A 25,368-nucleotide genomic window follows, 5' to 3' on the forward strand; every position below is an offset into this window, starting at 1 on the left:
GGGCGTCGTGAAGCAAGCGCAGTTCCTCAACGTCGTGGACCGGGACGAGGCCGAGCGGCGCTTCCGCGCGGCGATCGGCGAGCTCGGCGCGATCGGCATCGAGGTCGTCCCGCTCGACGCGGCGCTCGGGCGCTTGCTCGCCGAGGACGTCGCGAGCCCCATCGACGTGCCCGGCTTCGATCGCTCGAACGTCGATGGATACGCGGTGCGCGCCGCCGACACCTTCGGCGCGAGCGAACACGAGCCGCGTCGGCTCCGACGCTTGCCCGCGGTCGTCGCGATGGGCCGCATTCCCGACGTCACCGTCGAGCCGGGCACGGCCCTCGCGATCCCCACGGGCGGCGCCGTGCCGCGCGGCGCCGACGCGATCGTCATGGTCGAGCATACGCTCCTCGACGGCGACGACGTGCTGATCACGAAGGCCACGATCCCCGGCCGATGGATCACCTACGCGGGCACCGACGTCGCGCAGGGTGAGGTCGTGCTTCGCGCGAAGGAGCGGCTCACCTCGCGGGAAACGGGCGTCCTCGCGGCGATCGGCCTCGACCGTGTCGCCGTGCTCGCGCGGCCTCGCGTGGCGATCCTCTCGACGGGCGACGAGATCGTTCCGCCGGGTCGACCTCTCCCGCCGGGCTCTGTCTACGATTCGAATGCGCGCATTCTCGCCGACGCCGTCCGCGAAGCTGGCGGCGAGCCGATCCTCGCCGGCATCGTGCCCGACGACGAAACCTCCGTGCGCGAAGCCCTCGCGCGTTGCCTCGCCGAAGCGCACGTCGTGCTCCTCTCGGGCGGCACCTCGAAAGGACCTGGCGACCTCAACGCGCGTGTCCTCGCCGAAGCCCTCGAACCGCCCGGCATCGTCGTGCACGGCGTCGCGCTCAAGCCTGGCAAACCTCTCTGCCTCGCGGTCTCCGCCGGCAAACCCGTCGTCGTCCTCCCTGGCTTTCCGACCTCGGCGATCTTCACGTTCCACGAGTTCGTCGCGCCCGTCATCCGCGCCTTCGCGGGCCTCTCCGAGCGCGCGGACGACACGGTCGCGGCGCGCTTGCCGTTCCGCGTCACGAGCGAGCACGGCCGCACGGAGTACGTGCTCGTGCGCCTCGTCCCGGACGAGCACGGCGAGCGCGTCGCGTATCCCATCGGCAAGGGCTCGGGCTCCGTCACCACGTTCTCGCAAGCCGACGGCTTCTTCATCGTCGACGAGCACGTCGAGATGCTCGACGCCGGCGACACCGTCGTGATCCACCCCATCGCCGGATCCCGCCCGCGGCAGGTCGATCTCGTCGTCATCGGCAGCCATTGCGTCGGCCTCGACGTCCTGCTCGGCCGCCTGGCCGCGCGTGGCACCACGAGCAAGCTCATCGCCGTCGGCAGCGAAGCCGGCCTCGCGGCCGTGCGCCGCGGCGAATGCGACCTCGCCGGCGTGCACCTCTACGACCCGAACACCGGCACCTACAACGAACCCTTCCTCAGCCCCGACATCGAGCTCGTCCGCGGCTACGGCCGCATGCAAGGCGTCGTCTTCCGCCCCGGCGATCCGCGCTTCGAGGGCAAGCGCGCCGAGGACGCCGTCCGCGAGGCCGCGTGCGCCGAAGGCATCGTGATGATCAACCGAAACCGCGGCAGCGGCACCCGCGCGCTCTACGATCGCCTCCTCGGCGACGCGCGCCCCGCCGGCCACTCCGTCGAGGCCTCGTCCCACCGCGCCGTCGCCGCGGCCGTCGCGCAAGGCCGCGCCGATTTTGGCATCGCGATCGACATCGTCGCGCGGGATCGTGGCCTCGGCTTCCTTCCGCTCGGCGAGGAGCGCTTCGACTTCGTCGTCCCCAAAAACCGCCTCGCCCGTCCCGCCGTGCGCGCCTTCCTCGCCGAGCTCGCATCCGAACCGGCCCGCGCCGCGCTGCGCGACCGAGGACTCCTCGCATGAGCGGAGGCGTCATCGCCAGCCTCGGCGCCGTCGTCCTCGCGGGCGGCCGCAGCAGCCGCATGGGCCGCCCCAAGGCCTGGCTCCCCTTTGGCGACGAGGTCCTCCTCCAGCGCGTCGTGCGTCGCCTCGCCGACGTCGCCGCGCCCCTCGTCGTCGTCTGCGCCCCTGGGCAAGCGCTCCCACCTCTCCCGCCCGACGTCGCCATCGCCGAAGACCCCGTCGAGGGCCGCGGACCTCTCCAGGGCATCGCGGTCGGCCTCGCGGCGCTCGCGGGCAAAGCGGACGCCGCGTTCGTCTCCTCCACCGACGCGCCTTTCGTGGACCCCGCGCTCGTGCGTTTTCTCTGGGATCTCCGCGGCTCTGCGCACGACGTCGCCGTTCCTCGCGCCGGCGGCCATTACCACCCGCTCGCGGCCGTCTACGGCGTCTCGGTGAAATCCGAGATCGACCACCTCCTCGCCGAAGATCGCCTCCGCCCGTTTTTCCTGTTCGAGCGCGTGCGCACCCTCGTCGTCCCCGAAGATCGGCTCCGCGAGGCGCCGGGCCTTTCCCTTTCCGGCGACGAAATCCTCGCCTTGCGAAACCTCAACACGCCCGACGACTGGCGCGCGGCGCTCGACGTCGCGGGCCTGCCGCGGCCGAGCGATCCGGCTTGAGCGAAGGACGGATGCCAGCCACGCTACGCCCGATGCAAAGGGACCAAGCCGAGACGACCGACCTTCCCCCCGCGGCCGAGGCGCCTCTGCCCGATCCCTATGCCGACCCCGCGCCCGCCGCGGGCCCGCTCCGGTGGCAGAAAAACCTGCTCCTCCTCGTCCTGACCATCGCCTCGACGCTCGTCACCTTCGCCCTCTCGAACGGCCTCGTCCCCGAAGGCGCGCCGTTCGCCGAGCAGCTCCGCGGCGTGCTTCGCGCGTGGACTTATACCGTTCCGCTCATGGCCATCCTGCTGACGCACGAGCTCGGCCATTACTTCGCGGCGCGCCTCCACAAAGTCCCCGCCTCGCTCCCTTTTTTCATTCCCCTCCCGCTCCTGAGCCCGTTCGGCACGATGGGCGCGGTCATCGGCATGAGCGGCCGCATCAAGAGCCGCAATGCCTTGCTCGACATCGGCGCGGCCGGCCCGCTCGCCGGGCTCCTCGTTGCCATTCCGGTGATCCTCTACGGCCTGCGCACCTCGCCCGTCCTGCCCATTCCCGAGGAGGGCATCCAGGAGGGGCAATGCCTCCTCTATTTCGTCCTGAAGCGCCTCGCCCTCGGCACAATTCCCCCGGGGCACGACGTCTTCCTCAATGGCCCCGCGTTCGCCGGCTGGGTCGGGCTCTTCGTCACCATGTTGAACCTCGTCCCCGTCGGCCAGCTCGACGGCGGGCACATCGCGTACGCCCTCTTCGGCGAAAAGCAAAATCGTTATGCCCGGATCGTCCACGTGACGATGCTCGGCATGTTCCTCCTGAACCTCGCCCGCTTCCTGCCCCCGGCGCTGCGGGCCGGCGAGGGCATCGGCGACGCGGTCGGCAATTCGATCTCGTGGCTCGTGTGGTTCGTCCTGGTCCACCTGCTCGGCCGGCTCGGCGGCAAGGACCATCCCCCGACGGAGCCCGGCGAGCTCTCGCCCGTGCGCCGCGGCATCGCGGTCCTCTCGCTCGTCGTCTTCGTCCTGCTCTTCATGCCCACGCCCTGGTCGAAGTATTGAAATGAGCTTCGCCTCCCCCGCCCCACTCTTCGCGCTCGCGCTGCTCGTCACGGGTTGTAATGTTCTCGGACACACGCAGCTCGGGCCGACGGTAGCGTCGCGCGACGGCACGCCCGTGGGCGGCGTCGAGGCAAACGCGAACATGTACGTGGACATGCAGCCCGCGGACGACCTCACCAACCGCAGGCCGCTCGCCGAGACCGCGCGGCGGTGGGGCCTCGCTTCGGGGGCCTACCTGCGCGGATCGCCGCTCGGGTTCGGCCTCGGAATGCGGCCGGGGATTTTCGTGGGCTCGACGGACGCGAAACTAGCGATCCTCGGGACCGCCGGCCTCTCCCTCGGATTGCAGACCCTCGAAGACGCCACGTACGGAAACGTCGGCCTGTACGGAATGCTCGCGGCCGGGATCCCCGTGCGCAAGACCTACGATCCGAAGGCCCTCGTTCTGTGCCGCTCGCTCACCTACGTCACGATCGGCCTACAAGGAAACCTCGACCGTTTGCCGGCGCTGGAGGAGTCCATCGGGACCCTCGGCCTCCTCGTGGGCATCCTCGGGCTCGAGGACTCCGGCGCGCCCTCCGACCGCAAGAATCCCGACGTGGACTGCCCGCGCTGACGCCTCACCCCGCCGCGCGCCGGCGGAGCCCCGCACGCGGCCGCCCCATGCGCCGCGCCCGGGCCACACGCGCGCCCGTCATATGCGCGTCCGCGGCGGAACCGGGCCCGTAACACTCCTCGTCGTCCTCGAAATCGGCCAAGACAAACTCGACGAACGTCACGCTCTCCATGTATTCGTTCGTCGTAAAAGACCAGGGATCGGCCGGGACGGGCCTCCGTTCGTGGCGGGGATTGAATGGACGGCGGCGAATGTGAGGTGCAAGAAAGCGCATGTCGTTCTCTCGAAGGTAAGACGTGACAGCTCTAAGTACGTATCAAGAGATGCTGCTCGTGCCCTTTTCGCTCGCGGCCGCGTCGCGAAAAGGGCACGCGAAATTCAAGGCTTCGCTTTGACCGCCTCCGCCATCGCCTCGACGAGCGACCTCGTAGGCGGAGGCACCGAGGGCGTCGGCTCCTCTTCGGCCTCCGCCGCGGGCGCAGGCGCGGGCGCCTTCGCGACGGGCGCCGCATTCCGATTCGCCCGGGGCGCGTGGCTCTGCCAGCTCGGCGCGGGCATCGGCGTAGGCTTCGCGTCGGGGAGCGTCTTCACCGGCTCCTCCACGCGCGGCGGCGTCATCGCCAGCTGGAAGTTCGTGGCGATCCGATGCGCCCGCTCCGTCGCGTTCGGCAACACCTTGCCCGCGAGCTCCGGCGCCGACAGCGACGAACGCCCCGACCGCGCCGCTCGCTCCTCGCCGACCTTGTACCCCATCACGAGCGACCCACCCACGGCGACCGCCAGGAGCATTCGGTCGAACGTGATCGGCCGCGGACGCGACGAGGTCGGCTCCCGCTCGCGCGGGGCGTCGCTGCTCGCCGGGGCCGGCGGTGGCGGTGGCACCGCCGCGCGCGCCGGGAACAGGTCGATGCCGCGGATCGCCGCGCGGATGCTCATCGACACCTCGCCGAAATCGGGCGGCGGTGGCGGCAGCTTCGACGAACGCGACTGGTCCGCGAGCTCCTGCAGATCATCAATCCGATCCCGCACGCTCCGCGGCCCCTCGCGGCCCTTGCCGGGCGCCCAGTTGCATGTCGGATCGTCGTCCGAGTTGTCCGTTCGACTCCGAAAACGCACGGCAAACACCTCCGACACACACCGGGGACAGATCGTCCCCTCCGTCCCCGGGCGTTCGCCCTCCCGGGTCCCCCCACAGACGCTGCAACTCGAACTCATTGGATCCCCCCGAATCCAAGCCGTAGGATCAGCTAGTGCCTCATGTTACCAACTTGAAGCGAACGCGCATGTCCATTCGATGCGCCGAGCTCAGCGAGGGTCGCGACAAAAGGTGCTTGCTCGGGGCGGACGCACGCGTTTCGCGCGGGGCGTGAAACTCGCGCATGACGCGGTGCATGTGCTAGGAAGGCCGCGCTTCTACGAATTGGAGGAAAAAAGAATGGGACTTTCCGATGCGCTCGCGGACAAGGACAAGAAGGGTCGGATCATCTCCGACTGCGCCACGCTGATCGACGAAGAGGTCGCGTCGAAGGGGCTCGCCGCGTTGCCGCTGAAGGCCGGTTACAAGGCGATCAAGGGCATCAAGCCCGGCTTCATTCCGCACGTCATCGAGTCGCTCCTGCCCGAGATGGCCACGAAGGTGGACCCGATCTGGGCCGAGGGCGTCTCCGCCGGCAATCCCGTCAAATTCTTCCAGGACAACCGCGGGCGCGTCGCGGACGCCCTGCTCTCCGTGACCGACGCGAAATCGAAAAACGCGAAAAACGCGCTCGTCCGTTCGACCTACGAATCGCTGCGCGGCACGGCCAAGAAGCACGTCGAGGAGGCCATCCCGCGCCTCTCGAAGGTCATCGAAAAGTACGCCTGATTCTCGGAAGGGGGCTGTCGCCACAGCGTAGCGCCGGGGTTTCACCCCGGGCCCGACCAGGGGCTCTTCGCCCCTGGACCCGAACCAGGGCGCAGCCCTGGACCTTTGGTGCATCAACCGCGATGCGGTCGATGCAAAAGGCAGCCTCTCAGGCCACCTGCGCCGTGCGGGGAATGTCCGGCTCGACGAAGCACCAGCGTACGTCGGACCGGCGGTTGCGCAGCGACGCCTCGAACTCGTTGATCGCCGCGCAGACCTCGTTCGTGGTCACGCCGTCGTAGAAGCTCACCTTCACGCAGACGAGCACCTCGCCAGGCCCTTGCTGCACCGTGATCACGTGCAGCACCCGATCGATCTTCGGGTGCGCCGCGACCGTCTGCCGCACCGCCACCTCGACCTCCGGATCAGCCGACTCGCCGATCAGGAGCGACATGATCTCCACCGCGAGGAAGACCGCCACCGCCACGAGCACGAGCCCGATCGCGATGCTGCCGATCGCGTCCCACTTCGGATCGTGCGTGAGCCACGCCGCCGTCAGCGCGAGCGACGCGAGGATCAAGCCGAGCGAGGCCGCCGCGTTCTCGCCGAAGACGACGACGAGGTCCGAGTCCTTCGTGTCCTTCAGGTACTGGAAGAACGGCTTCTGCCCGCGGCGCTTGTTCATCTCGCGGATGTTCGAAAGCGTCGCGCCGCCCTCGAGCAGCAGGGAAAACCCGAGGATGCCGAGGCCGAGGTGCACCTTCTCCACGGGCTCGGGGTGGCCGAGCTTGTGGATCCCTTCGTAGATCGAGAACACGCCGCCGCCCGAGAACAGGAGCAGCGCGACGAGGAACGACCAGAAGTAGAGCGAGCGCCCGTAGCCGAGCGGGTGCGACGCGTCCGGCTTCTTCCGCGCCCGGTTCACGCCAAGCAGGAGCAGGAGCTGATTGCCGCAGTCCGCCGCCGAGTGCAGCGTCTCGGCGAGCAGCGCGCCCGAGCCCGTCAGGAACGCGACCACGCCCTTGCCCGCCGCGATGGCGAGGTTGGCGAGCAGCGACTGGACGATATGGGAGGTCGAATGGTCTTCCGACGACGACACGGGAGCCCTTGTATCACGAGCAGGCCCCGAAAAAGAAAACCCCCAGCAGGCCGAAGCATGCTGGGGGTTTTTGCTTACCGCGATCTACGTCAGTCGCGCTTCGAGGGCGGGTCGCCGAACGACCGCTGGAAGAGCTCCTCGATCGCCTGCTTGCCGTCGTCGGTCAGGTTCTGCGTGCCGATGCCAGCGAAGGCCTCGCTCTTGATCATCGGCAGCGTCGCCATCTCCCACGCCGTCCCGCTCCAGCGGAACCAGGTCCGCTTCTGCTGATCGAAGACGTAGAGCGGCTTCTTCCAGAGGCGCGCGAGCTCCGCGCCCCAGCCCGTGCCGCCGCGCACGGTGCCATCGTCCTGGATCTGGCCGACGACGAACACCTCGCGCGCCGCGTTGATCTGGTACCAGATCGTCTGCAGCACGTTGCGCACCAGCGGGATCTCGCTGAGCACGCGGCCGAGGCGCTTCGACACGTAGACCAGGCTGAAGTCGCCGCGGCGCAGGTCCGCCTCGCTCAGCACCTGCACGCCGCGCGTGCGCTCGCGCAGCGTGTGGCCCTCGAAGCTGTAGTTCGTCTCCGTGAGGCCCCAGCGCTCCGCACACGCGCCGAACGCCGCCTCCGCGCCCTTCGCGCCGCCCGAGTACAGGCGGAAGCGCTTGGCATCGCGCGGGCGCTCGGAGGCCGGCGGGATGTCCGCGTCGATGATCCGCATCGTGTGCGGCTCGAGGCGGAGCGAGAGATCGGCGATCTCCTTGTTGTCGTGATCCTTCAACAGGCGCAGGCGCACGACGTCCTTCTCGGGGTCGAGGAAGACCACGACGCCGAGTTTGTCGAAGAACCGATCGACCGGCGCGGGCGCCGAGCCCGCCGTCGCCTCGCCGGCCTTCGTCGTCGTCGAGAGCCAGAGCTCGGCCGAGTGATCCCGCGCGAGCGCGCTCAGCGTGTCGATCATCGCCTCGGTCGCGTGCGCGCAGTCGAAGCCGTCGACGATGATCACGTCCGGCGAGAAGTGCGCGATCTCGCGGGCGAACGCCACGGTGTCGACGAGCTTCTTCATCGACGACGACGCGCCCTCGGTCGTGTTCGCGTGACCGAGGAGCGAGAAGATCAGCCGGTGACGCTCCAGATCGAGGCGCACGGACTCGGGCTCGGCGAGCTTCGTGTACGTGGCGATGTCGTGGAACAGCTCGTCGTAGTAAGCGCGCACGTGATCGACGGCGTGCTCCGTCGAGATGTGCAGCACGCGCCGGTCACGCAGCAGATCGTCCAGCGCGATCTGCACGAGGAGCGCCGTCTTGCCGACGCCCGCGCGCGAGAGAACGACGCCCACGTTCCCGCGGCCCAGGCCGCCGTGCATCGACTTCTCGAAGACCCGCATGGGGCTCCGCTCGTTGACCTCTTTGCGGTACATCGGTGCCCTCACTTCCCCTTCTTCGCCTGCTCTTCTTTGTGCTTCTTGATGAGCTCCTCCGCGATCGCTCCGGGGACCGGAGCGTACCGGGAGAACTCCATGGTAAACTCAGCTTTGCCCTGCGTCGCGGAGCGAAGGATGGTCGAGAACCCGAACATCTCGGCGAGGGGGACCTCTGCCTCGACGCGGCAGAAGCCGTCCGACTCCGTCGTGCCGATGATGATGCCGCGGCGCTGCATCAGGATGCCGACGACGCCGCCCTGGAACTCGCTCGGGCTCTCGGCGGCCACCTTCATGAGCGGCTCGAGGATCTGCGGACCCGCCTTCGGGTAGGCCTCACGCCACGCGCCGCGCGCTGCCTCCTGGAACGCGATGTCCGAGGAGTCGACCGCGTGGGCCGCACCGTCGTTGATCGTCACGCGCACGCCCGTCACGGGCGCCTGCATGACGAGGCCCTTCGCGAGCATCGAGCGGAAGCCCTTGTCGCAGGAGGGGATGAACTCCTTCGGGATCGAGCCGCCCGTGATGTCGTCGACGAACTCGTACGCCTCGTCGCAGGGCTCCATGAAGCCCGCGACCTTGCCGTACTGACCCGAGCCGCCGGTCTGCTTCTTGTGCGTGTAGTTGAAATCGATCCTGCGCGTGATCGTCTCGCGGTACGCGACGCGCGGCGGGCTCGTCACCACCTCGGCCCCGTACTCGCGCTTCATGCGCTCGATGTACACGTCGAGGTGCAGCTCGCCCATGCCGTGGATGACCGTCTCGTTCGTCTCGGGATCGCTGCCCACGCGGAAGGTCGGGTCCTCCTTCGTGAAGCGCTTCAGCGCCTTCGACATGTTGACCTGCGCCTTGTTGTCCTTCGGCGTCACGGTCAACGAGATGACCGAATCGGGCACGTGCATGCTCGTCATGGCCACGCTGAGCGTGCCGTCGGTGAACGTGTCACCCGAGTTGCAGTCGACGCCGAACATCGCGACGATGTCGCCGGCGCCCGCGTTCTCGATGTCCTCCATCTCGTCGGCGTGCATGCGGACGAGGCGGCCGACCTTGTGGCGCTTGCCCGTGCGCGTGTTCGTGATCTCCTTGCCCTTCGAGATCGTGCCCTGGTAGACGCGCAGGTACGAGAGCTGGCCGAAGCGGCCGTCCTCGAGCTTGAACGCGAGCATGACGAGCGGTTTGTCCGCGTCGCTCTCGAGCGTGATCTTCGCCTCGTCCTTCTCCAGGTCGACGGCGTGGTTCGTGATGTCCGTCGGGCAGGGCAGGAACTTCGTGACCCCGTCGAGCAGGAGCTGCACGGCCTTGTTCTTGTAGGCCGAACCCATCATCACGGGCACGATCTTGAGGTTCACCGTGGCCGAGCGGACAGCCTTGTTGATGAGGTCCTCGGTGACCTTCTCCTCGAGCATCGCCTCGGTGAGCTCGTCGGAGAACATGCTCAGCGAGTCGAGCATCTCCTCGCGGCACTTCTGCGCCTCGGCCTGCATGCCGGCCGGAATGTCCGACTCGAGGATCTTCTCGCCGTTCGCGCCTTCGAACCGGAACGCCTTCATCTTGATCAGGTCGACGACGCCCTCGAACTTGTCCTCGAGGCCGATCGGGAGCTGCAAGAGCACCGGGTTCAGGTTGAGCTTCTCGCGGAGCTGGTCGCGCGCGCGGAGCGGGTTCGCGCCAGCGCGGTCACACTTGTTGACGAACGCGATGCGCGGGACGCCGTAGCGGCGCATCTGGCGATCGACCGTGAGCGACTGCGACTGCACGCCTGCGACCGAGCAGAGCACCAGGATCGCGCCATCGAGCACGCGGAGCGAACGCTCGACTTCGATGGTGAAGTCGACGTGGCCGGGCGTGTCGATGATGTTGATCTGGGTGTTGCCCCAGGTGCAGTGCGTGGCCGCGGACTGGATGGTGATCCCGCGCTCGCGCTCGAGGTCCATCGAGTCCATCTTCGCGCCGACGCCGTCCTTGCCCTTCACGTCGTGAATGGCGTGGATCCTCTTCGTGTAGAAGAGGATGCGCTCGGTCAGCGTGGTCTTCCCCGAGTCGATGTGGGCGCTGATTCCTATGTTCCTGAGCCTGGACAGATCGCTGATCACGAAGAGGACTCCTGCCGCCTACCGGGGGAGGGCGGCTCTCGGCAAAAAACGCGGCGCGCTATAATCGGTAGCCGGCGGTCACGCCAGAGGAAAGTGGACTGGCGTGCCGGCTGACACCGTCTCGTCACGCCGGTGAGGGACGAGTTTCCCTTCTTTTCTGGCTCGCCCACCGCATCGAAGGGCGCTCGACGAGCACCCACGATGCGTAGCCCACGATCACCGAGGCGACCAGCGCGAACGACGCGGTCCGCGCGAGGTTCTTCCAAGTTGGCGGCGCCGAGGGTTCGAGATCCGAGAGCCCGAGCGCGAGCTGATGAAAGAGAAACACCCCGTAGCTCACGATTCCAACGAAGGCGAGCGGGCGCGGCGCGACGATCACGAGCGCGCGGCCGCGGCAGAGGACCGCCGAAAGAACGAGCGCCGCCGTCACGAGCGAGAGCAGCGCATACGGCGCGCCGCCGCCCGGTTCGAGGTAATGAAGCCCCTCGAGCCGGAACGCGATCACGAGCGCGGGCACGCACGCGGCGAGCGCATACGGCGCGCATGCGGCCGCGCGCTCGGATCGTGAAAGCGTGACGAACGCCCGCGCCGCGAGCGCGCCGAGCACGAACTGATCGAGCCGGCTCGGGATCCACCGCCGCTGCGTCGCTTCGAGCAGCCCCGTGTGGATCCCCGGTTCGAGCACGATCGCGTGGAGCAGCATGCGCACGAGCCAGCTTGCGATCACGATCCCCGCGCCGATCCAGAGCGCGCGCCGGCCCTCCTTGAGGACGAGGGGCGCGAGCCACGGAAAGACCAAATAAAAGCACGCCTCCGTGGTGAGCGACCACGTCGCCCCGATGATCACGATCCCGCCTGGCGACACATATCCTTGGAGCACCAACAGATGCGCGGCGAGCGAGGCGGCGAACGAGGGCGCGCCGAGCACGCCGCGATGAAAGGCGAGCGTCACCACGAGCGCGACCCAGTACGCGGGCAGGATGCGCGCCGCGCGCCGGAGCAAGAAGTCGCGCGGGGTTTGTCCTCCAGAACGGATCCACGAGAGCCCGAGCGAAAAGCCCGAGAGCACGAAGAAGAGATCGACGCCCCACCACGCGTGGTGGAGCACCGTCAGGATCCACGGCACGAGCGGCGCCGGCGCGCGCGCCTCCACCGCGCCGCGCACGAGCGGGAGGAATCGATCGCCGAGGTGCTGGACGAAGACGGCGAGGATCGCCACGCCGCGCAGCGCGTCGAGCTGCGGCAAGGACGGGCCCGCGCTCGGCGCCGGCCTCTCGAGGGTGAGGGGCATGCGGGCAAACCCGCGCTAGCGAGGCTGGATGCGGGCGAGGCCCACGGTGTCGTCCCACTCGTCGCCGTAGCCCTCGAAGTGGATGCGGTAACGCTCCTGCCCCACGATGCCGACGATCACGGCCGGGTACATCGTGCCGTGCCACTCGACGCGCACGCGATCGCCGATCTTGTAGATGTTCGTCTGTGCCGCGGCGAGCGCCTTCGCGCGCACCTTCTGCGGCGGCTCGGGGTGCACGATCGTGCCCTCGGCCAAACCCCTCACGCGTTCGCGCGGCACGACCTCGTCCCAGATCGCGTCGTACCCCTCGTAGTGGACCTTGAACTTCGTCGGCCCCTGGGTCTCGAGGATGACCGCCGGGTAGACGTTCTGTTCCCACTCGACGAGAATTTTATCTCCCACGGCATAACGCGTCTTGCAGCCCGACGAGAGGGCGGCCAGAAGCGCGAGGGAGAGCACCGAGGACCGAACGAAAGCCATGACGCGGAGTTCGAGCGTCCGAGAGACGCCTCCGGCGGCGTAGATACTCCCGAGGAGCAAGGCTTTCAAGCGCGTGGACCTGTGCGTCACCAAGGTACGCTGGCGCTATATCTTCTCTGACTGCGATAACGCCCCCTCCGAGGGAGGCGCATCACACGTCACGAGGTCGCCGATGGCACGCTTGAATCTCCTCGATCCCCAGGTCCGTGCGAACCCGTACCCGTACTACGCCGAGCTCCGCCGCGCGGCGCCGGTCTCGGTCATCGACCCGGGCGAGATATGGGCGATCAGCCGGTACGACGACGTCGTGTCCGTCCTGAAGAACCCCGCTGTCTTCTCGTCGCAAGGCCTCCGCGCGGCGACCGAGCAGCCCTGGGCCGGGTACAACCCGCTCACCGACTCGCTGGTCCTGCTCGACCCGCCGCGACACACGGCCATCCGCTCGCTCGTCAACCACGCGTTCACCTTGCGCGTCCTGCCACGCGTCGAGCCGCTCGCCCGCAAGGTCGCCCGCGCGTTCGCCGAGCGCGCGAGCCGTGGCCTCGAGGTCGACATCTGCGACGATCTCGCCACGACCTTGCCCGCGCAGGTCATCGGCAACCTGCTCGGCCTGGACGACGCGTGCGACAAGTTTCGCACCTGGTCGGAGACCATCGTGGCCATCAGCCCCGGGACACCCGAGGCTTTGCGCCCGAGCATCGTCGCTTCCATCGCGGAGCTCGGGCAGTACCTCGAGGAGGTCTTCGAGGACCGCAGGCGCGCGCGGCGTGACGATCTCGCGAGTGATCTGCTCGACGCAGAGATCGACGGGCGTCGCCTCGACCAAGCGGAACTGATGAGCTTCATGTTCGTCCTGTTCGTCGCCGGCTTCGAGACGACGACACACCTCCTCGTGAATTCGCTGCGCATCCTCGCCGAGCGCCCCGAGTTGCTCGCGCGCCTGCGCGAAGCACCGTCCGTGATCCCGCACTTCGTGGAGGAGGCGCTGCGCTTCGACCCCTCCGTACACGTGACGCTGCGTGTCGCGACCCGAGACACCGAGATCGCGGGGGTTCCCCTGCCCGCAGGCGCCGTCGTCGCGGCGCTCCTCGCCTCGGCGAACCGCGACGAGACGCGATACGAGCACGCGGATCGATTCGACGTCGACCGGGATCGGAAGCCGAGTGTGGCGTTCGGGCACGGCATCCATTTCTGCCTCGGCGCCCCGCTCGCCCGCGCCGAGACTCGCATCGCGTTCGAAGAGCTCGTGCCTCGGGTCGGGGCGATCCACGTGACCCAGGAGCCCACGTGGAATTGCGGGCTCACGGTCCGGGGCGTCACGAGCTGCCGCATGCGGTTCGAGCCGCTCTGAGCGCGGCCCACGCCGCGGCAAGGTCGGGTGGGATCGGGCTTCGTTCTGCGCTACCCTCGGCCGCGTCGTGAGGTCCGGCGAACGTTTTGTCGAAGGGGCGAGGGCGTGGGGCGCGCGAGCCGTCAGGCTTGGCCTCGGGGCCCTCGTCGTGGCGTGCGCGCCGAACCTCACCACGACCGGCGGCGCGGGCGGCGAGGGCGGCGACGGCAGCGGAGGCACGGGCGGGAGCGGGGGCGCCGGCGGCGGCGGTGGGAGCGGCGGCGTGATCGTCTGCCCCCAGGCGCCGAACACGCCGACGATGGTGCCCGTGGCGTCCCCGTCCGGGAACTATTGCATCGACAGCACCGAGGTCACGAACAGCCAGTATGCGGCCTGGCTCTCCTCGGCCAACGCGAATGAAGAGAAGCAGACCCCCGAATGCGCCTTCAACACGAGCTTCGTGCCCAATGGAATGACGCCACCCGCGAACGATCGCCCCGTCGCGTTCGTCGATTGGTGCGATGCCTACGCCTTCTGCAAATCGCACGGAAAGCGGCTCTGCGGGAAGATCGGCGGCGGGCCGGTCCCGTATTTCGAGATCAACAATGCTGCCGTGAGCCAGTGGCACAACGCTTGTAGCCGCTCCGGCGAGTTCGTCTTTCCCTACGGCAACACGTACAACCCGGCCGCATGCAATGGCCACGATGCAATGGTCGGCAGCTCCCACGAGGCCGGGACGCAGCTCTCCTGCGAGGGCGGATTGCCGGGCCTCTTCGACATGAGCGGCAACGTCTGGGAGTGGGAGGACGTCTGCGACGGGTCGACGGGGGAGAACGACACGTGTCGCCGGCGCGGCGGCGGATACGAAAGCATCACCTCGGACCTCGATTGCCCGACGGCTGGCGGCGGGGCGCGCAATGCCTCGAACGAGACCACCGGATTCCGTTGCTGTGTGGATGTTCCATGAAAGAACTCGCTCCCGGCTCGATCATCGACAGGAAGTACGCCCTCGAAAAACCCCTCGGGGAGGGTGGCATGGGCGTCGTCTGGCTCGCGCGCGACGTGCACACCGAGGTGCCCGTCGTCGTGAAGGCCATCCGCACCGAATACGCGCATCGCAAGGATTTCCGGGACCGCATCCTCGCCGAGGGCCGCGCGCTCGCCCGGATCGACCACCCGAACGTGGTGCGCCTCAATGCCGTCGTCTCCGACGAGGACGGGCTCTGCCTCGTCATGCAGTTCATCGAGGGCGAGACCCTCGAAGATCGCATCGCGCGCTACGCGAAATCGGGCACGCCGCTCTCCGTCGCCGAGGCGCTCGCGCTCTTCCGCCCCATCGTGCAGGGCGTCGCCGCGGCCCACACCGAGGGCATCATCCACCGCGACTTGAAGCCCGCGAACGTGCTCATCCGCGGCAAGGACGGCATCGTCAAGGTCACGGATTTCGGCATCGCCAAGGAGGAGAGCGACGCGCAGAAGGGCAAGGGAAACACCGAGGGCGTCATCGGCTCGGTGCTCTACATGTCGCCCGAGCAATGCACCGGCAAGAAGGACCTCGACAAACGGGTCGACGTCTATTCGCTCGGCATCGTGCTGTACGAGCTGCTCGTCGGGCAGGTCCCGTTCGACGGCGAGAGCCATTACATGATCATGACGTCGCACGTGAGGGAGCCGCTGCCGAAGATCCGCGCGCGGCGGCCGGACGTGCCCGCCTGGCTCGAGGCCGTCGCCGAGCGCTGCGCCGAAAAACGTCGTGAGGATCGGTTCGGCTCGTGCGAGGAGATCCTCGCGGCGCTCGACATGCAGGGCCAGGGGTTGTCCGGCCGCACCGCGCCCGCCGCGCCGCTCCACCTGACCACGCCGGCGGCGCCGCTCTACGCGAACGTCACGGCGCCGCCGGGTGTCCCGCAGACCGCGGAGGCTTCGGTGGTCACGGCACCCGGGAACGAACCGACCTCGAAGCGTGGGCTCGCCGTGGCGCTCACCGTGGGGATCGCGGCCCTCGCTGGGCTCGGTATCTCCTATTCGCTCGGCTTGTTCGGCGCGCCGAAGGACGATCGGCGCGCGGAGGCCAAGGGCCCGCCCGCGGTGGAGCCCGCTGCAAGCGCGGGAGCGCCCGCGAGCGCGGCGCCGAGCGTGGCCCCGAAAAACCCTCTGCTTGCGCTCGCCGGGCGCTGGCGGAGCGAGAGCGGCCGCGAATACGACGCGGTCCTCGTCGGCGACCGGCTCGAAATGCGGATCCGCGACGCCAAACCGTTTGCGGTCCAAGGATACGAGGAGGGCGAGGCCCGCTTCGTGCTCCGCGCTTTGCCCGGAAAAACCGAGGTCTTCGGCGTGGAGGATCGGCTGCGGCCGAACCCGCCGGCGGGGAACGAATACGACGTCGCGCTCGCCCGCTCGACCTGCATCGTCCCGTACACCGAGATCGGGGGCAAACCTCTCGAAGCGCGGCTCGACGGCGGGAAGCTGCGCGTCTCCATGGTGCAGACGCAGCCGCCGGTGGCGAGCTACACGCTCGCCGGCAAACGCGTCACGGGCTGCAAGAACCTCGCCACCGCGCCGCTCACGCCCCTTGAAAGCGTGCTCGGCCGGCCCTGATCCGGGAGGCTCGAACCGTGTCCCTCAGGCTCACGCTCCACGCGCACACGCCCTACGCGCTCCAGCCCTCCTCGATCCAATTTCGATTGCAAATCGAGAACCATGGCCCGACGCCGGTCCGGGGCGAGAAGCCGGACGGGATGAGCCTGCTCACGACGGACGAACGAGGCCAGTGGCTCAACTTCCTTCCGCGTGCTCCGTGGCCCTACCCGCCCGAGGAAATCGAGATTCCCCCCGGCGGCGTCCACGAAATGATCGTCTCCTCCTCCGCGTGCGGGAGCATGCGCGACGTCGGCCTGTACCGCGCTCAATGCCGCTGGGGCGGCGCGGAGAGCAACGTCGTCGAATATCGTGTCCTCGGCGACCGGAAATCGTATGTGGCGACGTTGCGGCCCGTCTCCGCAGGGGCGGTCGAGCTCACGCTCGACAATCGAGGCCCCAGGCCCATCGATTGGGGCGAGCCCTGCGACCCCGAGCAAGACGTGAGCTTCTGGCTCGACGGGAAGACGCGCATGAAGACCATGCTCACCGCGGGCGCCGATCTCGTGCGGATCGTGCCGGGCGCGCCGGCCGTGATTCGCATCGAACTGCCTGAAGCCGAAAGCGGCCGGAACATCTCCGGCCGCTTTCAGCGCGAGCCCTTCGCCAGCGGCGATATCAAAATCGTCTTCTGAAGGGTTATTTCCCCTTCCCCGCCTCGATCCGCTGGATGCTCGAGATCTCGTTCGCGAACATCACCTTGCGCTGACCCATCTCGAACACGGGCGCAGGCCCCGACGGACCCTGTCGGCCCGCATCGCCGCTCGGACCCCTTCGCCCGAGCTGCCCATTCTTGCCGTCCTTCGGCTTGCATGTGGCGTCCCCGGCCTTGAGCGGGCCGCCCTTGCCGCCCTTGCCGCCGAAACCGCCCTTGCCGCCGGGACCACGATCGCCGCCCGGCCCGCCGACGCTCTCGAGCAACAGACGTCCCTTGAGTTTGTCCGGGTTCGCGTCGTCGAGGATGACCTTGATCAAACCGCCGGGGCCACCATCGCCGCCGCGTCCGCCGGGGCCGCCCTCCGTGCCGTCCGTGCCGTTCGTGCCTTCGGCGCAATCCTCGGTCGCGTCCTTGCCATCCTTGCCCTGAATGCCGGGCGCGCCCTCCCTGCCGTGGCCGCCTTCCCCGCCGATGCTCGTGATCCGCACGGGTTTGTCCGCGGAGGGGCTGATCATGTAGAAGCGGTTTCCCGGCCAATCGATACGAACGAGCGCGGCGTCGGGGAAAAACGGCGTCGAGAGCGTGGTGATCGCGACCGTGAGCTCCGGCCCCGGCGCGCCCGGCTCGCCCTCGCGACCCTTTCCGCCGCGGATCTTTTGCTCCATCTGGCAATCGTAGACGGGCTTGAGCTGGGCCTCGCCCTCCATCGATTTGCCGCTCGTCGCCGATTCCAGCCAGCCGCGCAGGCCCATGCCCGTGTCAGCCGTCTTGAGCACGTCCCTGTCCGGCATCCAGATGAAATTGCCCCCGCCGACAGCCCCCGAGCTGCCCTGGATCCGCACCATCTCCGAGGAGATGACCGTGTCCTTTTGCCCCATGCACCCCTTGTTCGGGTCCACGTTGCTGCAGGACGAGCCGTCCTTCAGCTTGGCGACGAGCTCGACCTGGAAGGCGTCGCCCGGGCAAAACAGCATTTGCCCCGACGCCGGCCGGACCGAGACGTTCACCACGTTCTTCGGGTCGATCTGCGCTTGGGAGGGGCCGCAGCCCACGAGCAAGGGCAGCGCGGCAACGAACGGGAGGGAGGCGATATGACGCAGGAAAGACATGACGGGGCTCCTCGATAAACCAAGACGAACGATGGCGTTCACGCGCCGCCGGCCGGCGGGACGTAAGGCGTCTGCGGCGAAGACGGCGGCTGGCTCGACGGGGTCTGCCACACGCCGGGCTTGCGCTTCGTGGGGTCGATCCCGGCCGCCTTCGCGCGCCAGCAGCCACGGGGTACGTCTTGCCAAACGCCGTTCACCTGCACGGCCTTGAGCAGCACGCGCCGATTGACGGGGTCGTCGACCTCGTCGCCACGATCGACGGCGGGGCAATACTCACCATAACCGACCGGGACGAGCCGGTTCCGATCGACGCCGCCGGCGACGAGCGCGTTCGCGATGGCCTGGGCACGGCGCTCGGTGAGGTTCAGGTTGTAATTCTTGTCGCCCTTGCTCGACGCGTGCCCCTCGATCTCCATGCGCTGGATCTGCGGGACTTCCTTCAGCACCTTGGCGATTTCGGCGACGGTCGACTTCGCGGCCGGGGTGAGCTCGGCCGAATCGAGCTCGAAATCGACCTTCTTCGTCTCGGGGATGACGATCTCGTGCGAGCTCTCGTCATACGCGACCTCGCCGGCCGCCTGGTCGGGGCAGCCGTCGTCGTCGCGGTACCCATTCTGCGTCTCGGGCTGCTTCGGGCACTTGTCGTTCACGTCGGCGACGCCGTCCCCATCGCCGTCGGGCGAGGGACAGCCGTCGCCCACGTTCGGCGGCAGGTTGTCCTCGGGCTGGACGGGGCACTTGTCCTTCGCATTGGCGACGCCGTCCTGGTCCTCGTCGTCCGACGGGCAGCCGTCCTCGGCCTTCGGCGGCAGGCCGTCCTCCTTCGCGTAGGGGCATTTGTCGTCGGCGAGCAGGACGCCGTCGTTGTCGGGATCGGTCGCGGGACAGCCGTCGTTCGCCTTCGGCGGCAGGCCGTCCTCGGGCTCCGCGGGACAGGCGTCGTCGATGTCGGCGGCGCCGTCTTGATCGGTGTCGGCGCCTCGATCCGCTTGGCCGTACATCGGCCGCGGCGCATAACCGGAGCCGCAGGCGGCGGGCAAGAGCGAGAGGACGAGGGCGAGAAGGGGTCGATGAGCGAAGGTTCTTCGAAGGGACATGGTGCGACGGCCGAGGAGCCTAGCCGTCCTCCGCGCCGTTGGGAAGAAAAGAGCCGAGGTGACGTTCAGTTACACGCGTTGTCGCAGCTCATGGTGGCGCACTGGTTGAGCTGCTGCACCTGGTTTGTGCCGCCCGCGTGCTGCGCGGCGCACGTCTGCTGGCAGGCCAAGTTGTTCTGGCAACCCTGGAGGCAGTCGATGAGCGCCGTGCACTCGGGATTCCCGACGCAGGCCTCGAACTGCTGCTCGCATTGCTGGGCGAGGCAGAGCTCGCAGGCGCCAATCATGCCCGCGCCGGGGCACGAGGGCGCGCAGAGCGTGTTCGCGCAGCTCGACGTGATCACGAACTCCGCAAAGCCGAGCGAGTTTTTCTGATAACAGGACTCCGCGCACGCCTGGTCCATCGCCGGGCACGCCTGCACGCAAGGGACGATTCCGAGGCAGGAAGGCTCGCCCGCGCAGTCGCAGTACGCGACGTTGCACTGCTGGAACATGCACGCGGCGCATCCGTTCGCCGGCTGCATACACGCCTGGCTGCCGCCGCCCGCGCCGCCCATGCCTCCGGCCCCGCCCATTCCGCCGCCCGCGCCGCCCGCGCCGCCCATACCCCCAACACCGCCGGTCCCGCCGATGCCGCCCGCGCCGCCGGTCCCGCCGGTCCCGCCGGATCCAGCCGTCCCCGTGCTGCCCGTGAACGTCTCCGAGACGTCGCTCCCGCATCCGCCGAGGACGCACGGAAGCCCGACCATTCCCATGCCCAGGAGAAGTAACGAAAAGGCCCTGTTCATGGACGATCGCATAACATACCTCCCGGAGCGTGAGATCTCCGGAAAGCCGCCGGGTAAAAACATCGTGACAGATCGTACACACGGGCCGAGCCCCAACGGGTGCTTGCCATCGGGGCCGAAAGTGGGGAGGCTTCGAGCGTGATGGGACCCGACGATCGCGACGTCGTTACCGAGCCTTCCGAGAGCGCGCCCCTCGTCCCGGCCGAGGCCCTGCTCGCGCCGCCACGGGCGAAGGTGCGGGCCTCGGTGGCGCGCCTTCATGGCCACTGGTTCGTCGTGGCGGCATCGAACGAGCTTCGGGACCGGCCGATCGCGCGGACCTTGCTCGGCGTGCCGCTCGTGCTCTTCCGCGACGGCGAGGGCAAGCCGGGCGCGCTGCTCGACCGCTGCCCGCACCGGAACGTGCCTCTTTCGATCGGCGAGGTCGTGGAGGGGCAGCTCCAGTGCTCGTACCACGGCTGGCGTTTCGACCGCGGGGGCACGTGCAAGTTCGTCCCGTCGCTCCTCGGCGACGCCATGGCGAAGGCGCGCAACGCGCCGAGTTACGCGGCGCGCGAGCAGGACGGGTTCGTGTGGGTGTACTCCACGCCGAACGAGGCGCCGAAGACCGAGCCGTACCGTTTCCCGCAGCTCGGCGCGGGGTACACGACGGTGCGGCGGCGGGTCGAGTCCGAGAGCACGATGCACGCGGCGCTGGAGAACGCGCTCGACGTGCCGCACACGCAGTACCTGCACCGGGGCCTGTTTCGTTCGAAGCCGCGGGGCATCGAGATCGAGGCGCGCGTGACGCGTACGCACGACCGCGTGGTGGCCGAGTACGTGGGCGAGCCGCGCCCGACGGGCCTCGTGGCGCGGATCCTCTCGCCGTCGGGCGGGGAGGTGACGCATTTCGATCGGTTCATTCTGCCCTCGATCGCGGAGGTCGAGTACAAGATTGGCACGGAAAACCATTTTCTGGTGTCGGCCGCGATGACGCCGGTGACGGACTTCTTGACGCACATCTACGCGGTGGTGAGCTTCCGGGTGCGGCTTTTCCCGGGCTGGCTGCTGAAGCCGTTCCTGATGCCGCTCGGGCTCAAGGTGTTCGCGCAGGACGCGGCGCTCTTGAAGTTGCAGACGGAGAACATCAAGCGGTTCGGGGGCGAGCAGTATGCGTCGACGGAGATCGACGTGCTCGGCCGGCACATCTGGCGGCTCATGCGGAAGGCCGAGCGGGGGGATGTGTCGACGAGCGAAAATGTTCATGAAGAAACGGTGAAGCTTCTGGTGTAGCCGGGTGAAACCGGGTTCCAGAAGGTAAAACCCAATCTTTCCCCGTCGGAAGGAGCGTGGTAGGGCGATGAGCAAGGAGGCACGCCCATGGGAGAGGCCACGCGCAAGCTCGTTACGTTCGCCGAGTACATCGCGTTCGAGGAGAGCGTCGAGGAGAAACACGAGTACCGGAACGGCAAGATCGTGGCGATGCCAGAAAAGACACTGGAGCATGGCCTCATCGCCGGACACGTCAGCTTTTCGCTCGGGAACCAGCTCGAGGGCCAGCGCTGCATCATCTTCGGTTCTCAGGTCCGTTTTCGGGTGCTCGCCACGGGCCTCGCGACCTATCCGGACGTCAGCGTCGTGTGTGACAAACTCGAACGGGATCCGGAGCATCAGCACACGCTGACAAACCCGATCGTGCTCGTGGAGGTCCTCTCGCCGAGCACCGAGGCGTACGACCGCGGGGATAAGTTCTACGACTACAAACAGATCCCCACGCTGAAGGAGTACGTCCTCGTGTCGTCCGAACGTCGACGCATCGAGGTGTTCCGCCGGCAGGCGGATGGTTCATGGAGCCACCACGACACGGCGAAAAAAGGGGTCGCAGAGCTCACCTCGATCGGCTGCAAGCTCGATCTGGACGAGGTGTACCGCAACCCCTTCAAAGAAAGCGCGTAACGCTCACTCCGCCGCGACCGGCTCCCTCTCCTCCGCGCCGAGGTGCATGCGGCGCTCGACCTCGGCATATTTCGCCTCGGCCTCCGGCTCCGGGAAAAGCAGGCTGACCACGATTCCCACGACGAACGAGAGCGGCACCGTGATGATGCCAGGGTTTTTCAGGGACAGGATCGCCGTGGGGTTCTTGAGCAGGTCCACCTGAATGGTCGGCGACATCCAGATGAGCACGAGCGCGCTGACGACGCCCACCACGATCGCGCTCACGGCGCCCCGGGTCGTGAACTTCCTCCACGTGATCGACAGGAGCAGGACCGGGAAATTCGAGCTCGCCGCGACCGCAAACGCGAGGCCGACCATGAAGGCCACGTTCTGACCCTTGAAGAGCAGGCCGAGGCCCATCGCGACCACCGCGAGCACGATCGTCGCGACACGCGCCACCTTGAGCTGCTCTTTTTCGTCCGCCTTCCCGTGTCGAATGACGCCGACCCAGAGGTCGTGCGCCAGCGCCGCCGCGCCCGAGAGCGTCAGGCCCGCGACGACCGCGAGGATGGTCGCAAAAGCGACGGCCGAGACGAACCCGAGGAAAGGACGACCACCCACGGCCTCGGCGAGCAAAAGCGCGGCCATGTTGCCGCCCTTGTCGACCGTGGTAATGGCCGCCCGGCCCACGTGCACGCTCGCGCCGAAGCCGAGGATGAACGTGACGAGGTAAAAGAAGCCGATGAAGCCCGTCGCATAAAAGACGGACGCGCGCGCGGCCTTCGCGTCGGGCACCGTGTAGAAACGCATCAGGATGTGCGGCAGGCCGGCCGTGCCGAACATGAGCGCGAGGCCGAGCGAGACGGCTTCGAGCGGGCTCGACACGAGCTTGCCGGGCGCGAGGGCCTCAGGGCCATAGGTCTCGGCCGCCTTCGCGAAAAGCGCGAGCGGGTTCATCCCGAAAGGAACGAGCGAGAGGACCGCGAGGAGCGTCGCCCCGCCGAGCAGGAGCACCGCTTTGACGATCTGCACCCACGTCGTCGCGATCATGCCGCCGAAGAGCACGTAGAGCAGCATGACCGTGCCCACGATGAGCAACGCGGTCTCGTATTGCAGGCCGAACATCATCTTGATGAGGTTGCCCGCGCCGACCATCTGCGCGATGAGATAAAAGCTGATCACCGTGAGCCCGCCGATCGCCGAGGCGATACGCACAGGCTTCTTCTTGAGGCGATAGGCCACGACGTCGGCGAACGTGTACTTGCCGAGGTTGCGCAGCGGCTCGGCGATGAGGAACGTCACCACGGGCCAGCCGACGAGCCAGCCGACCGAATAGATGAGGCCGTCGAAGCCGCTCGTCGCCACGAGGCCCGCGATGCCGAGGAAACTCGCGGCGCTCATGTAATCGCCGGCGAGCGCGAATCCATTCTGCAAGCCGCTCACGTTGCCGCCGGCCGCGAAGAACTCGCTCGTGGTCTTCGTCTTGCGCGCGGCCCAGCCCGTGATCGCGAGTGTCGCGGAGATGAAGAGCAGGAAAAACGCGATCGCCGTGCCGCTCGTCTCGCCGAGCGAGGTTTGGACGCCGTTCATGTGCCGCCCCCGCTCTTCGATTTGCCGGCGATGCGATCGACGTGGACGTCGTAATGGCGGTTCGCCCAGTAAACGTAGACGCCCGTGAACACCCAGGACAGGAAGATCACGAGGGAGCCGAGGAGCATCCCGAGGCTCAAGCCTGGCGCGAGCAGGCTCCCGAGCAGGGGTTTGCCCCAGGCCACGAGCAGGATGAAGCCGAAATAGGCGAACATCGTGGCCGCGGTCAGGACGAGCGCGATGCGGTCGCGCGCCGCGGCGACCCGGCGAAGATCCTTCTCGTTCATGCCCTCACCTCGGCGCTCAGCCTACGCGATTTCGTCGCGCCCTCGGCGGGTTTTTCGAGGAGCCTTTCATGCTCGCAGCGAGGGCGGACGTTGACAATCGGGCTGCCGTACGCGAGCATACCGGGGTAAGCTTTCTGGCTCCGAGGTTCCATCATGCGAAATGCTCTCTCCGTAAGCGCCCTCGTCGTCGGCCTCGCCCTCGTCGCGTGTTCCCCAGAGACACGCAATTACGGTGCAGGCGGCGGCGGCACCGGCGGCGCGGGCGGCGGCGGCGGCGGTCCCACGTGTGACCCCGGGATGGCCGATTGCGACGAGACGCCGGGCTGCGAGACGCCCGTCACGGACGATCCGGAAAACTGCGGCGGCTGCAGCGTGCGCTGCCAGCTCCAGTGCGTCGATTCAACGTGCAACGATCCGGTCCAGATCGCCCTCGGCTACAATCACTCGTGCGCAAGGACGGCGCTCGGGGACGTGTATTGCTGGGGGAGCAACGCATCGTACGAGCTCGGGATCGGGGACAATGTGAACCAGGGTTCGCCGCAGAAGGTCGCCGTCGGGGGAAAGGCCGTCCACCTCGACGCGGGCGGCGGCCTCTTCATGAACGCGGCCGGCGCAGAGCAGCTCGTCGCGCACACGTGCGCAGTCATCGAGGACACGACGGTCCAGTGCTGGGGCTGGAACACGAGCGGGCAGCTCGGGACGGCGAGCGGGAACTGGCAGGACAAACCCACCACGGTGGTGAGCCTGGTCGGCGCGAAGGAGGTGAGCGTGGGCGGGCGGCACACGTGCGCGGTGACGAACCAGGGCGAGCTTTATTGCTGGGGCGCGAACGATATGGGTCAATGCGGGCTCGGGGCGCCGAGCGAGAAGGTCGAGATGCCATCGCTCGTGGCGCTATCGGACGTCGCCCACGTCTCCGCGGGCAACGAGCACACGTGCGCGGTGAAAAAGGACGGGACCCTTCATTGCTGGGGCGTGAACGGCATTTATGGTCGGCTCGGGATCGGGGACGGGCCGGATCAGCCCGCGCCGAAGGTCGTGAGCTTGACCGGCGTGGAGCAGATCTCGGCCGGCTACGAGCACACCTGCGCCTTGAAGGGCGGGCAGCAATATTGCTGGGGCAACGGATATCAGGGGCAGCTCGGGATCGACGGCGAGTCCACCTGGCGCACGTCGCCCACGGATCCTTCCGCGCTGCCCTCGCCGATCTCCGTCTCCGCGGGTTTCCAGCACACGGCGAGCGTCTCGGGCTCGGAAGGCAAGCCCTACGTATCGAGCACGGTGGTGCGCCTCGGCAATGGGACGATGGATACCACGTACCTGCCGCTGCCCGTGGAGCTGCCCGACGCCGTGGAGATCGCGGCCGGATGGCGCCACACGTGCGCGCGGACGAGCAAGGGCCAGGTCGCCTGCTGGGGGAGCAACACCGAGGGACAGGTGGGGAACGCAAAGGCGGGCGAGGAGGCGCTCGTCCCCATGCTCGTTGTGTTCCCTCTTTGAGATCCTG

At 68.0% G+C, this 25,368-nt stretch carries 24 protein-coding genes; 12 read left to right on the forward strand and 12 right to left on the reverse strand.

The window, feature by feature from the left end:
• The first annotated feature begins 7 nt into the window (after positions 1 to 7).
• The 4 genes from KEG57_RS02695 to KEG57_RS02710 are packed head-to-tail and all read left to right on the forward strand — an operon-like array spanning position 8 to position 4,239.
• Positions 8 to 1,927 carry a molybdopterin biosynthesis protein gene (locus KEG57_RS02695; protein ID WP_272458074.1) on the forward strand — a complete coding sequence of 640 codons (1,920 nt, stop codon included), beginning with the start codon at positions 8 to 10 and terminating at the stop codon, positions 1,925 to 1,927.
• Positions 1,924 to 2,583, forward strand: a complete 660-nt coding sequence (gene mobA / locus KEG57_RS02700) for a molybdenum cofactor guanylyltransferase (protein ID WP_272458075.1) — start codon at positions 1,924 to 1,926, stop codon at positions 2,581 to 2,583. Before KEG57_RS02695 ends, mobA begins: the two co-directional genes overlap by 4 nt.
• A 32-nt stretch (positions 2,584 to 2,615) precedes the next feature.
• Positions 2,616 to 3,623: a site-2 protease family protein gene (locus KEG57_RS02705; protein ID WP_272458076.1), complete on the forward strand. Its 1,008-nt coding sequence runs from the start codon at positions 2,616 to 2,618 to the stop codon at positions 3,621 to 3,623.
• A 1-nt stretch (position 3,624) separates the two neighbouring features.
• Positions 3,625 to 4,239 carry a hypothetical protein gene (locus KEG57_RS02710; RefSeq protein ID WP_272418192.1) on the forward strand — a complete coding sequence of 205 codons (615 nt, stop codon included), beginning with the start codon at positions 3,625 to 3,627 and terminating at the stop codon, positions 4,237 to 4,239.
• A gap of 4 nt (positions 4,240 to 4,243) precedes the next feature.
• Here the strand turns inward: KEG57_RS02710 and KEG57_RS02715 are convergent, their stop codons facing one another.
• Together KEG57_RS02715 and KEG57_RS02720 are read right to left on the reverse strand one after the other, a co-directional pair.
• Positions 4,244 to 4,513 carry a hypothetical protein gene (locus tag KEG57_RS02715; RefSeq protein ID WP_272418191.1) on the reverse strand — a complete coding sequence of 90 codons (270 nt, stop codon included), beginning with the start codon at positions 4,511 to 4,513 and terminating at the stop codon, positions 4,244 to 4,246.
• Between the two features lie 104 nt (positions 4,514 to 4,617).
• Positions 4,618 to 5,355 carry a hypothetical protein gene (locus KEG57_RS02720; RefSeq protein WP_272458077.1) on the reverse strand — a complete coding sequence of 246 codons (738 nt, stop codon included), beginning with the start codon at positions 5,353 to 5,355 and terminating at the stop codon, positions 4,618 to 4,620.
• 319 nt (positions 5,356 to 5,674) lie between these two features.
• Between KEG57_RS02720 and KEG57_RS02725 the strand changes: the two genes are divergently transcribed.
• Entirely contained in the window at positions 5,675 to 6,103 is a 429-nt protein-coding gene (locus KEG57_RS02725; RefSeq protein ID WP_272418188.1) for a DUF6918 family protein, read from the forward strand.
• Between the two features lie 148 nt (positions 6,104 to 6,251).
• Here KEG57_RS02725 and KEG57_RS02730 read toward each other — a convergent pair whose 3' ends face one another.
• The 5 genes from KEG57_RS02730 to KEG57_RS02750 all read right to left on the reverse strand — a co-directional run bounded on the left by KEG57_RS02730 (position 6,252) and on the right by KEG57_RS02750 (position 12,451).
• Positions 6,252 to 7,181, reverse strand: a complete 930-nt coding sequence (locus tag KEG57_RS02730; protein WP_272418187.1) for a cation diffusion facilitator family transporter — start codon at positions 7,179 to 7,181, stop codon at positions 6,252 to 6,254.
• 89 nt (positions 7,182 to 7,270) lie between these two features.
• On the reverse strand, positions 7,271 to 8,587 hold the full coding sequence (locus KEG57_RS02735; protein ID WP_272418185.1) for a hypothetical protein: 1,317 nt from the start codon (positions 8,585 to 8,587) through the stop codon (positions 7,271 to 7,273).
• 8 nt (positions 8,588 to 8,595) lie between these two features.
• Positions 8,596 to 10,680: an elongation factor G gene (fusA, locus tag KEG57_RS02740; RefSeq protein ID WP_272418184.1), complete on the reverse strand. Its 2,085-nt coding sequence runs from the start codon at positions 10,678 to 10,680 to the stop codon at positions 8,596 to 8,598.
• Between the two features lie 124 nt (positions 10,681 to 10,804).
• Positions 10,805 to 11,971, reverse strand: a complete 1,167-nt coding sequence (locus tag KEG57_RS02745) for an acyltransferase family protein (RefSeq protein ID WP_272418183.1) — start codon at positions 11,969 to 11,971, stop codon at positions 10,805 to 10,807.
• Between the two features lie 15 nt (positions 11,972 to 11,986).
• Positions 11,987 to 12,451 carry a Tudor-knot domain-containing protein gene (locus KEG57_RS02750; RefSeq protein ID WP_272418182.1) on the reverse strand — a complete coding sequence of 155 codons (465 nt, stop codon included), beginning with the start codon at positions 12,449 to 12,451 and terminating at the stop codon, positions 11,987 to 11,989.
• Between the two features lie 172 nt (positions 12,452 to 12,623).
• On the opposite strand from KEG57_RS02750, the gene KEG57_RS02755 reads away from it, so the two are divergent.
• The 4 genes from KEG57_RS02755 (at position 12,624) to KEG57_RS02770 (ending at position 17,053) form a co-directional block, all read left to right on the forward strand.
• Entirely contained in the window at positions 12,624 to 13,802 is a 1,179-nt protein-coding gene (locus KEG57_RS02755) for a cytochrome P450 (RefSeq protein ID WP_272458079.1), read from the forward strand.
• A gap of 67 nt (positions 13,803 to 13,869) precedes the next feature.
• Positions 13,870 to 14,748, forward strand: a complete 879-nt coding sequence (locus KEG57_RS02760) for a formylglycine-generating enzyme family protein (protein WP_272418180.1) — start codon at positions 13,870 to 13,872, stop codon at positions 14,746 to 14,748.
• Positions 14,745 to 16,379, forward strand: a complete 1,635-nt coding sequence (locus tag KEG57_RS02765; RefSeq protein WP_272418179.1) for a serine/threonine-protein kinase — start codon at positions 14,745 to 14,747, stop codon at positions 16,377 to 16,379. Before KEG57_RS02760 ends, KEG57_RS02765 begins: the two co-directional genes overlap by 4 nt.
• Positions 16,380 to 16,396: 17 nt before the next feature.
• Positions 16,397 to 17,053, forward strand: coding sequence for a hypothetical protein (locus KEG57_RS02770; RefSeq protein WP_272418178.1), 657 nt, complete (start codon positions 16,397 to 16,399; stop codon positions 17,051 to 17,053).
• A 4-nt stretch (positions 17,054 to 17,057) separates the two neighbouring features.
• On the opposite strand, the gene KEG57_RS02775 is transcribed toward KEG57_RS02770, so the two are convergent.
• The 3 genes from KEG57_RS02775 to KEG57_RS02785 all read right to left on the reverse strand — a co-directional run bounded on the left by KEG57_RS02775 (position 17,058) and on the right by KEG57_RS02785 (position 20,070).
• A complete protein-coding gene (locus KEG57_RS02775) occupies positions 17,058 to 18,185 on the reverse strand; it encodes a hypothetical protein (RefSeq protein ID WP_272418177.1) in 1,128 nt (375 codons plus the stop codon).
• A 38-nt stretch (positions 18,186 to 18,223) separates the two neighbouring features.
• On the reverse strand, positions 18,224 to 19,282 hold the full coding sequence (locus tag KEG57_RS02780; protein WP_272418176.1) for an OmpA family protein: 1,059 nt from the start codon (positions 19,280 to 19,282) through the stop codon (positions 18,224 to 18,226).
• A 65-nt stretch (positions 19,283 to 19,347) separates the two neighbouring features.
• Positions 19,348 to 20,070, reverse strand: coding sequence for a lipocalin/fatty-acid binding family protein (locus KEG57_RS02785; protein WP_272458080.1), 723 nt, complete (start codon positions 20,068 to 20,070; stop codon positions 19,348 to 19,350).
• 141 nt (positions 20,071 to 20,211) lie between these two features.
• Here KEG57_RS02785 and KEG57_RS02790 point away from each other — a divergent pair, with 141 nt between their 5' ends.
• A complete protein-coding gene (locus tag KEG57_RS02790) occupies positions 20,212 to 21,342 on the forward strand; it encodes a Rieske 2Fe-2S domain-containing protein (protein WP_276605082.1) in 1,131 nt (376 codons plus the stop codon).
• 87 nt (positions 21,343 to 21,429) lie between these two features.
• The gene (locus KEG57_RS02795) at positions 21,430 to 22,005 is read left to right on the forward strand and encodes a Uma2 family endonuclease (RefSeq protein WP_272458083.1); all 576 of its coding nucleotides are present in this window, start codon (positions 21,430 to 21,432) and stop codon (positions 22,003 to 22,005) included.
• A 3-nt stretch (positions 22,006 to 22,008) separates the two neighbouring features.
• Here the strand turns inward: KEG57_RS02795 and KEG57_RS02800 are convergent, their stop codons facing one another.
• Together KEG57_RS02800 and KEG57_RS02805 are read right to left on the reverse strand one after the other, a co-directional pair.
• Entirely contained in the window at positions 22,009 to 23,574 is a 1,566-nt protein-coding gene (locus tag KEG57_RS02800) for a sodium:solute symporter family transporter (protein WP_272418173.1), read from the reverse strand.
• Positions 23,571 to 23,861, reverse strand: coding sequence for a DUF485 domain-containing protein (locus tag KEG57_RS02805; protein WP_272418172.1), 291 nt, complete (start codon positions 23,859 to 23,861; stop codon positions 23,571 to 23,573). Before KEG57_RS02805 ends, KEG57_RS02800 begins: the two co-directional genes overlap by 4 nt.
• Before the next feature lie 153 nt (positions 23,862 to 24,014).
• Between KEG57_RS02805 and KEG57_RS02810 the strand changes: the two genes are divergently transcribed.
• On the forward strand, positions 24,015 to 25,361 hold the full coding sequence (locus KEG57_RS02810) for an RCC1 domain-containing protein (protein ID WP_272418171.1): 1,347 nt from the start codon (positions 24,015 to 24,017) through the stop codon (positions 25,359 to 25,361).
• Positions 25,362 to 25,368: the final 7 nt, after the last annotated feature.

This window comes from Polyangium jinanense (genome assembly GCF_028435365.1).

Bases quoted from the DNA above. Each gene is read 5' to 3' on its own strand.
- mobA (WP_272458075.1), top strand. From the start codon at position 1,924: ATGAGCGGAGGCGTCATCGCCAGCCTCGGCGCCGTCGTCCTCGCGGGC.
- KEG57_RS02705 (WP_272458076.1), top strand. From the start codon at position 2,616: ATGCAAAGGGACCAAGCCGAGACGACCGACCTTCCCCCCGCGGCCGAG.
- KEG57_RS02710 (WP_272418192.1), top strand. From the start codon at position 3,625: ATGAGCTTCGCCTCCCCCGCCCCACTCTTCGCGCTCGCGCTGCTCGTC.
- KEG57_RS02715 (WP_272418191.1), bottom strand. From the start codon at position 4,513: ATGCGCTTTCTTGCACCTCACATTCGCCGCCGTCCATTCAATCCCCGC.
- KEG57_RS02725 (WP_272418188.1), top strand. From the start codon at position 5,675: ATGGGACTTTCCGATGCGCTCGCGGACAAGGACAAGAAGGGTCGGATC.
- KEG57_RS02735 (WP_272418185.1), bottom strand. From the start codon at position 8,587: ATGTACCGCAAAGAGGTCAACGAGCGGAGCCCCATGCGGGTCTTCGAG.
- KEG57_RS02745 (WP_272418183.1), bottom strand. From the start codon at position 11,971: ATGCCCCTCACCCTCGAGAGGCCGGCGCCGAGCGCGGGCCCGTCCTTG.
- KEG57_RS02750 (WP_272418182.1), bottom strand. From the start codon at position 12,451: ATGGCTTTCGTTCGGTCCTCGGTGCTCTCCCTCGCGCTTCTGGCCGCC.
- KEG57_RS02755 (WP_272458079.1), top strand. From the start codon at position 12,624: ATGGCACGCTTGAATCTCCTCGATCCCCAGGTCCGTGCGAACCCGTAC.
- KEG57_RS02765 (WP_272418179.1), top strand. From the start codon at position 14,745: ATGAAAGAACTCGCTCCCGGCTCGATCATCGACAGGAAGTACGCCCTC.
- KEG57_RS02775 (WP_272418177.1), bottom strand. From the start codon at position 18,185: ATGTCTTTCCTGCGTCATATCGCCTCCCTCCCGTTCGTTGCCGCGCTG.
- KEG57_RS02780 (WP_272418176.1), bottom strand. From the start codon at position 19,282: ATGTCCCTTCGAAGAACCTTCGCTCATCGACCCCTTCTCGCCCTCGTC.
- KEG57_RS02785 (WP_272458080.1), bottom strand. From the start codon at position 20,070: ATGAACAGGGCCTTTTCGTTACTTCTCCTGGGCATGGGAATGGTCGGG.
- KEG57_RS02790 (WP_276605082.1), top strand. From the start codon at position 20,212: ATGGGACCCGACGATCGCGACGTCGTTACCGAGCCTTCCGAGAGCGCG.
- KEG57_RS02795 (WP_272458083.1), top strand. From the start codon at position 21,430: ATGGGAGAGGCCACGCGCAAGCTCGTTACGTTCGCCGAGTACATCGCG.
- KEG57_RS02800 (WP_272418173.1), bottom strand. From the start codon at position 23,574: ATGAACGGCGTCCAAACCTCGCTCGGCGAGACGAGCGGCACGGCGATC.
- KEG57_RS02805 (WP_272418172.1), bottom strand. From the start codon at position 23,861: ATGAACGAGAAGGATCTTCGCCGGGTCGCCGCGGCGCGCGACCGCATC.
- KEG57_RS02810 (WP_272418171.1), top strand. From the start codon at position 24,015: ATGCGAAATGCTCTCTCCGTAAGCGCCCTCGTCGTCGGCCTCGCCCTC.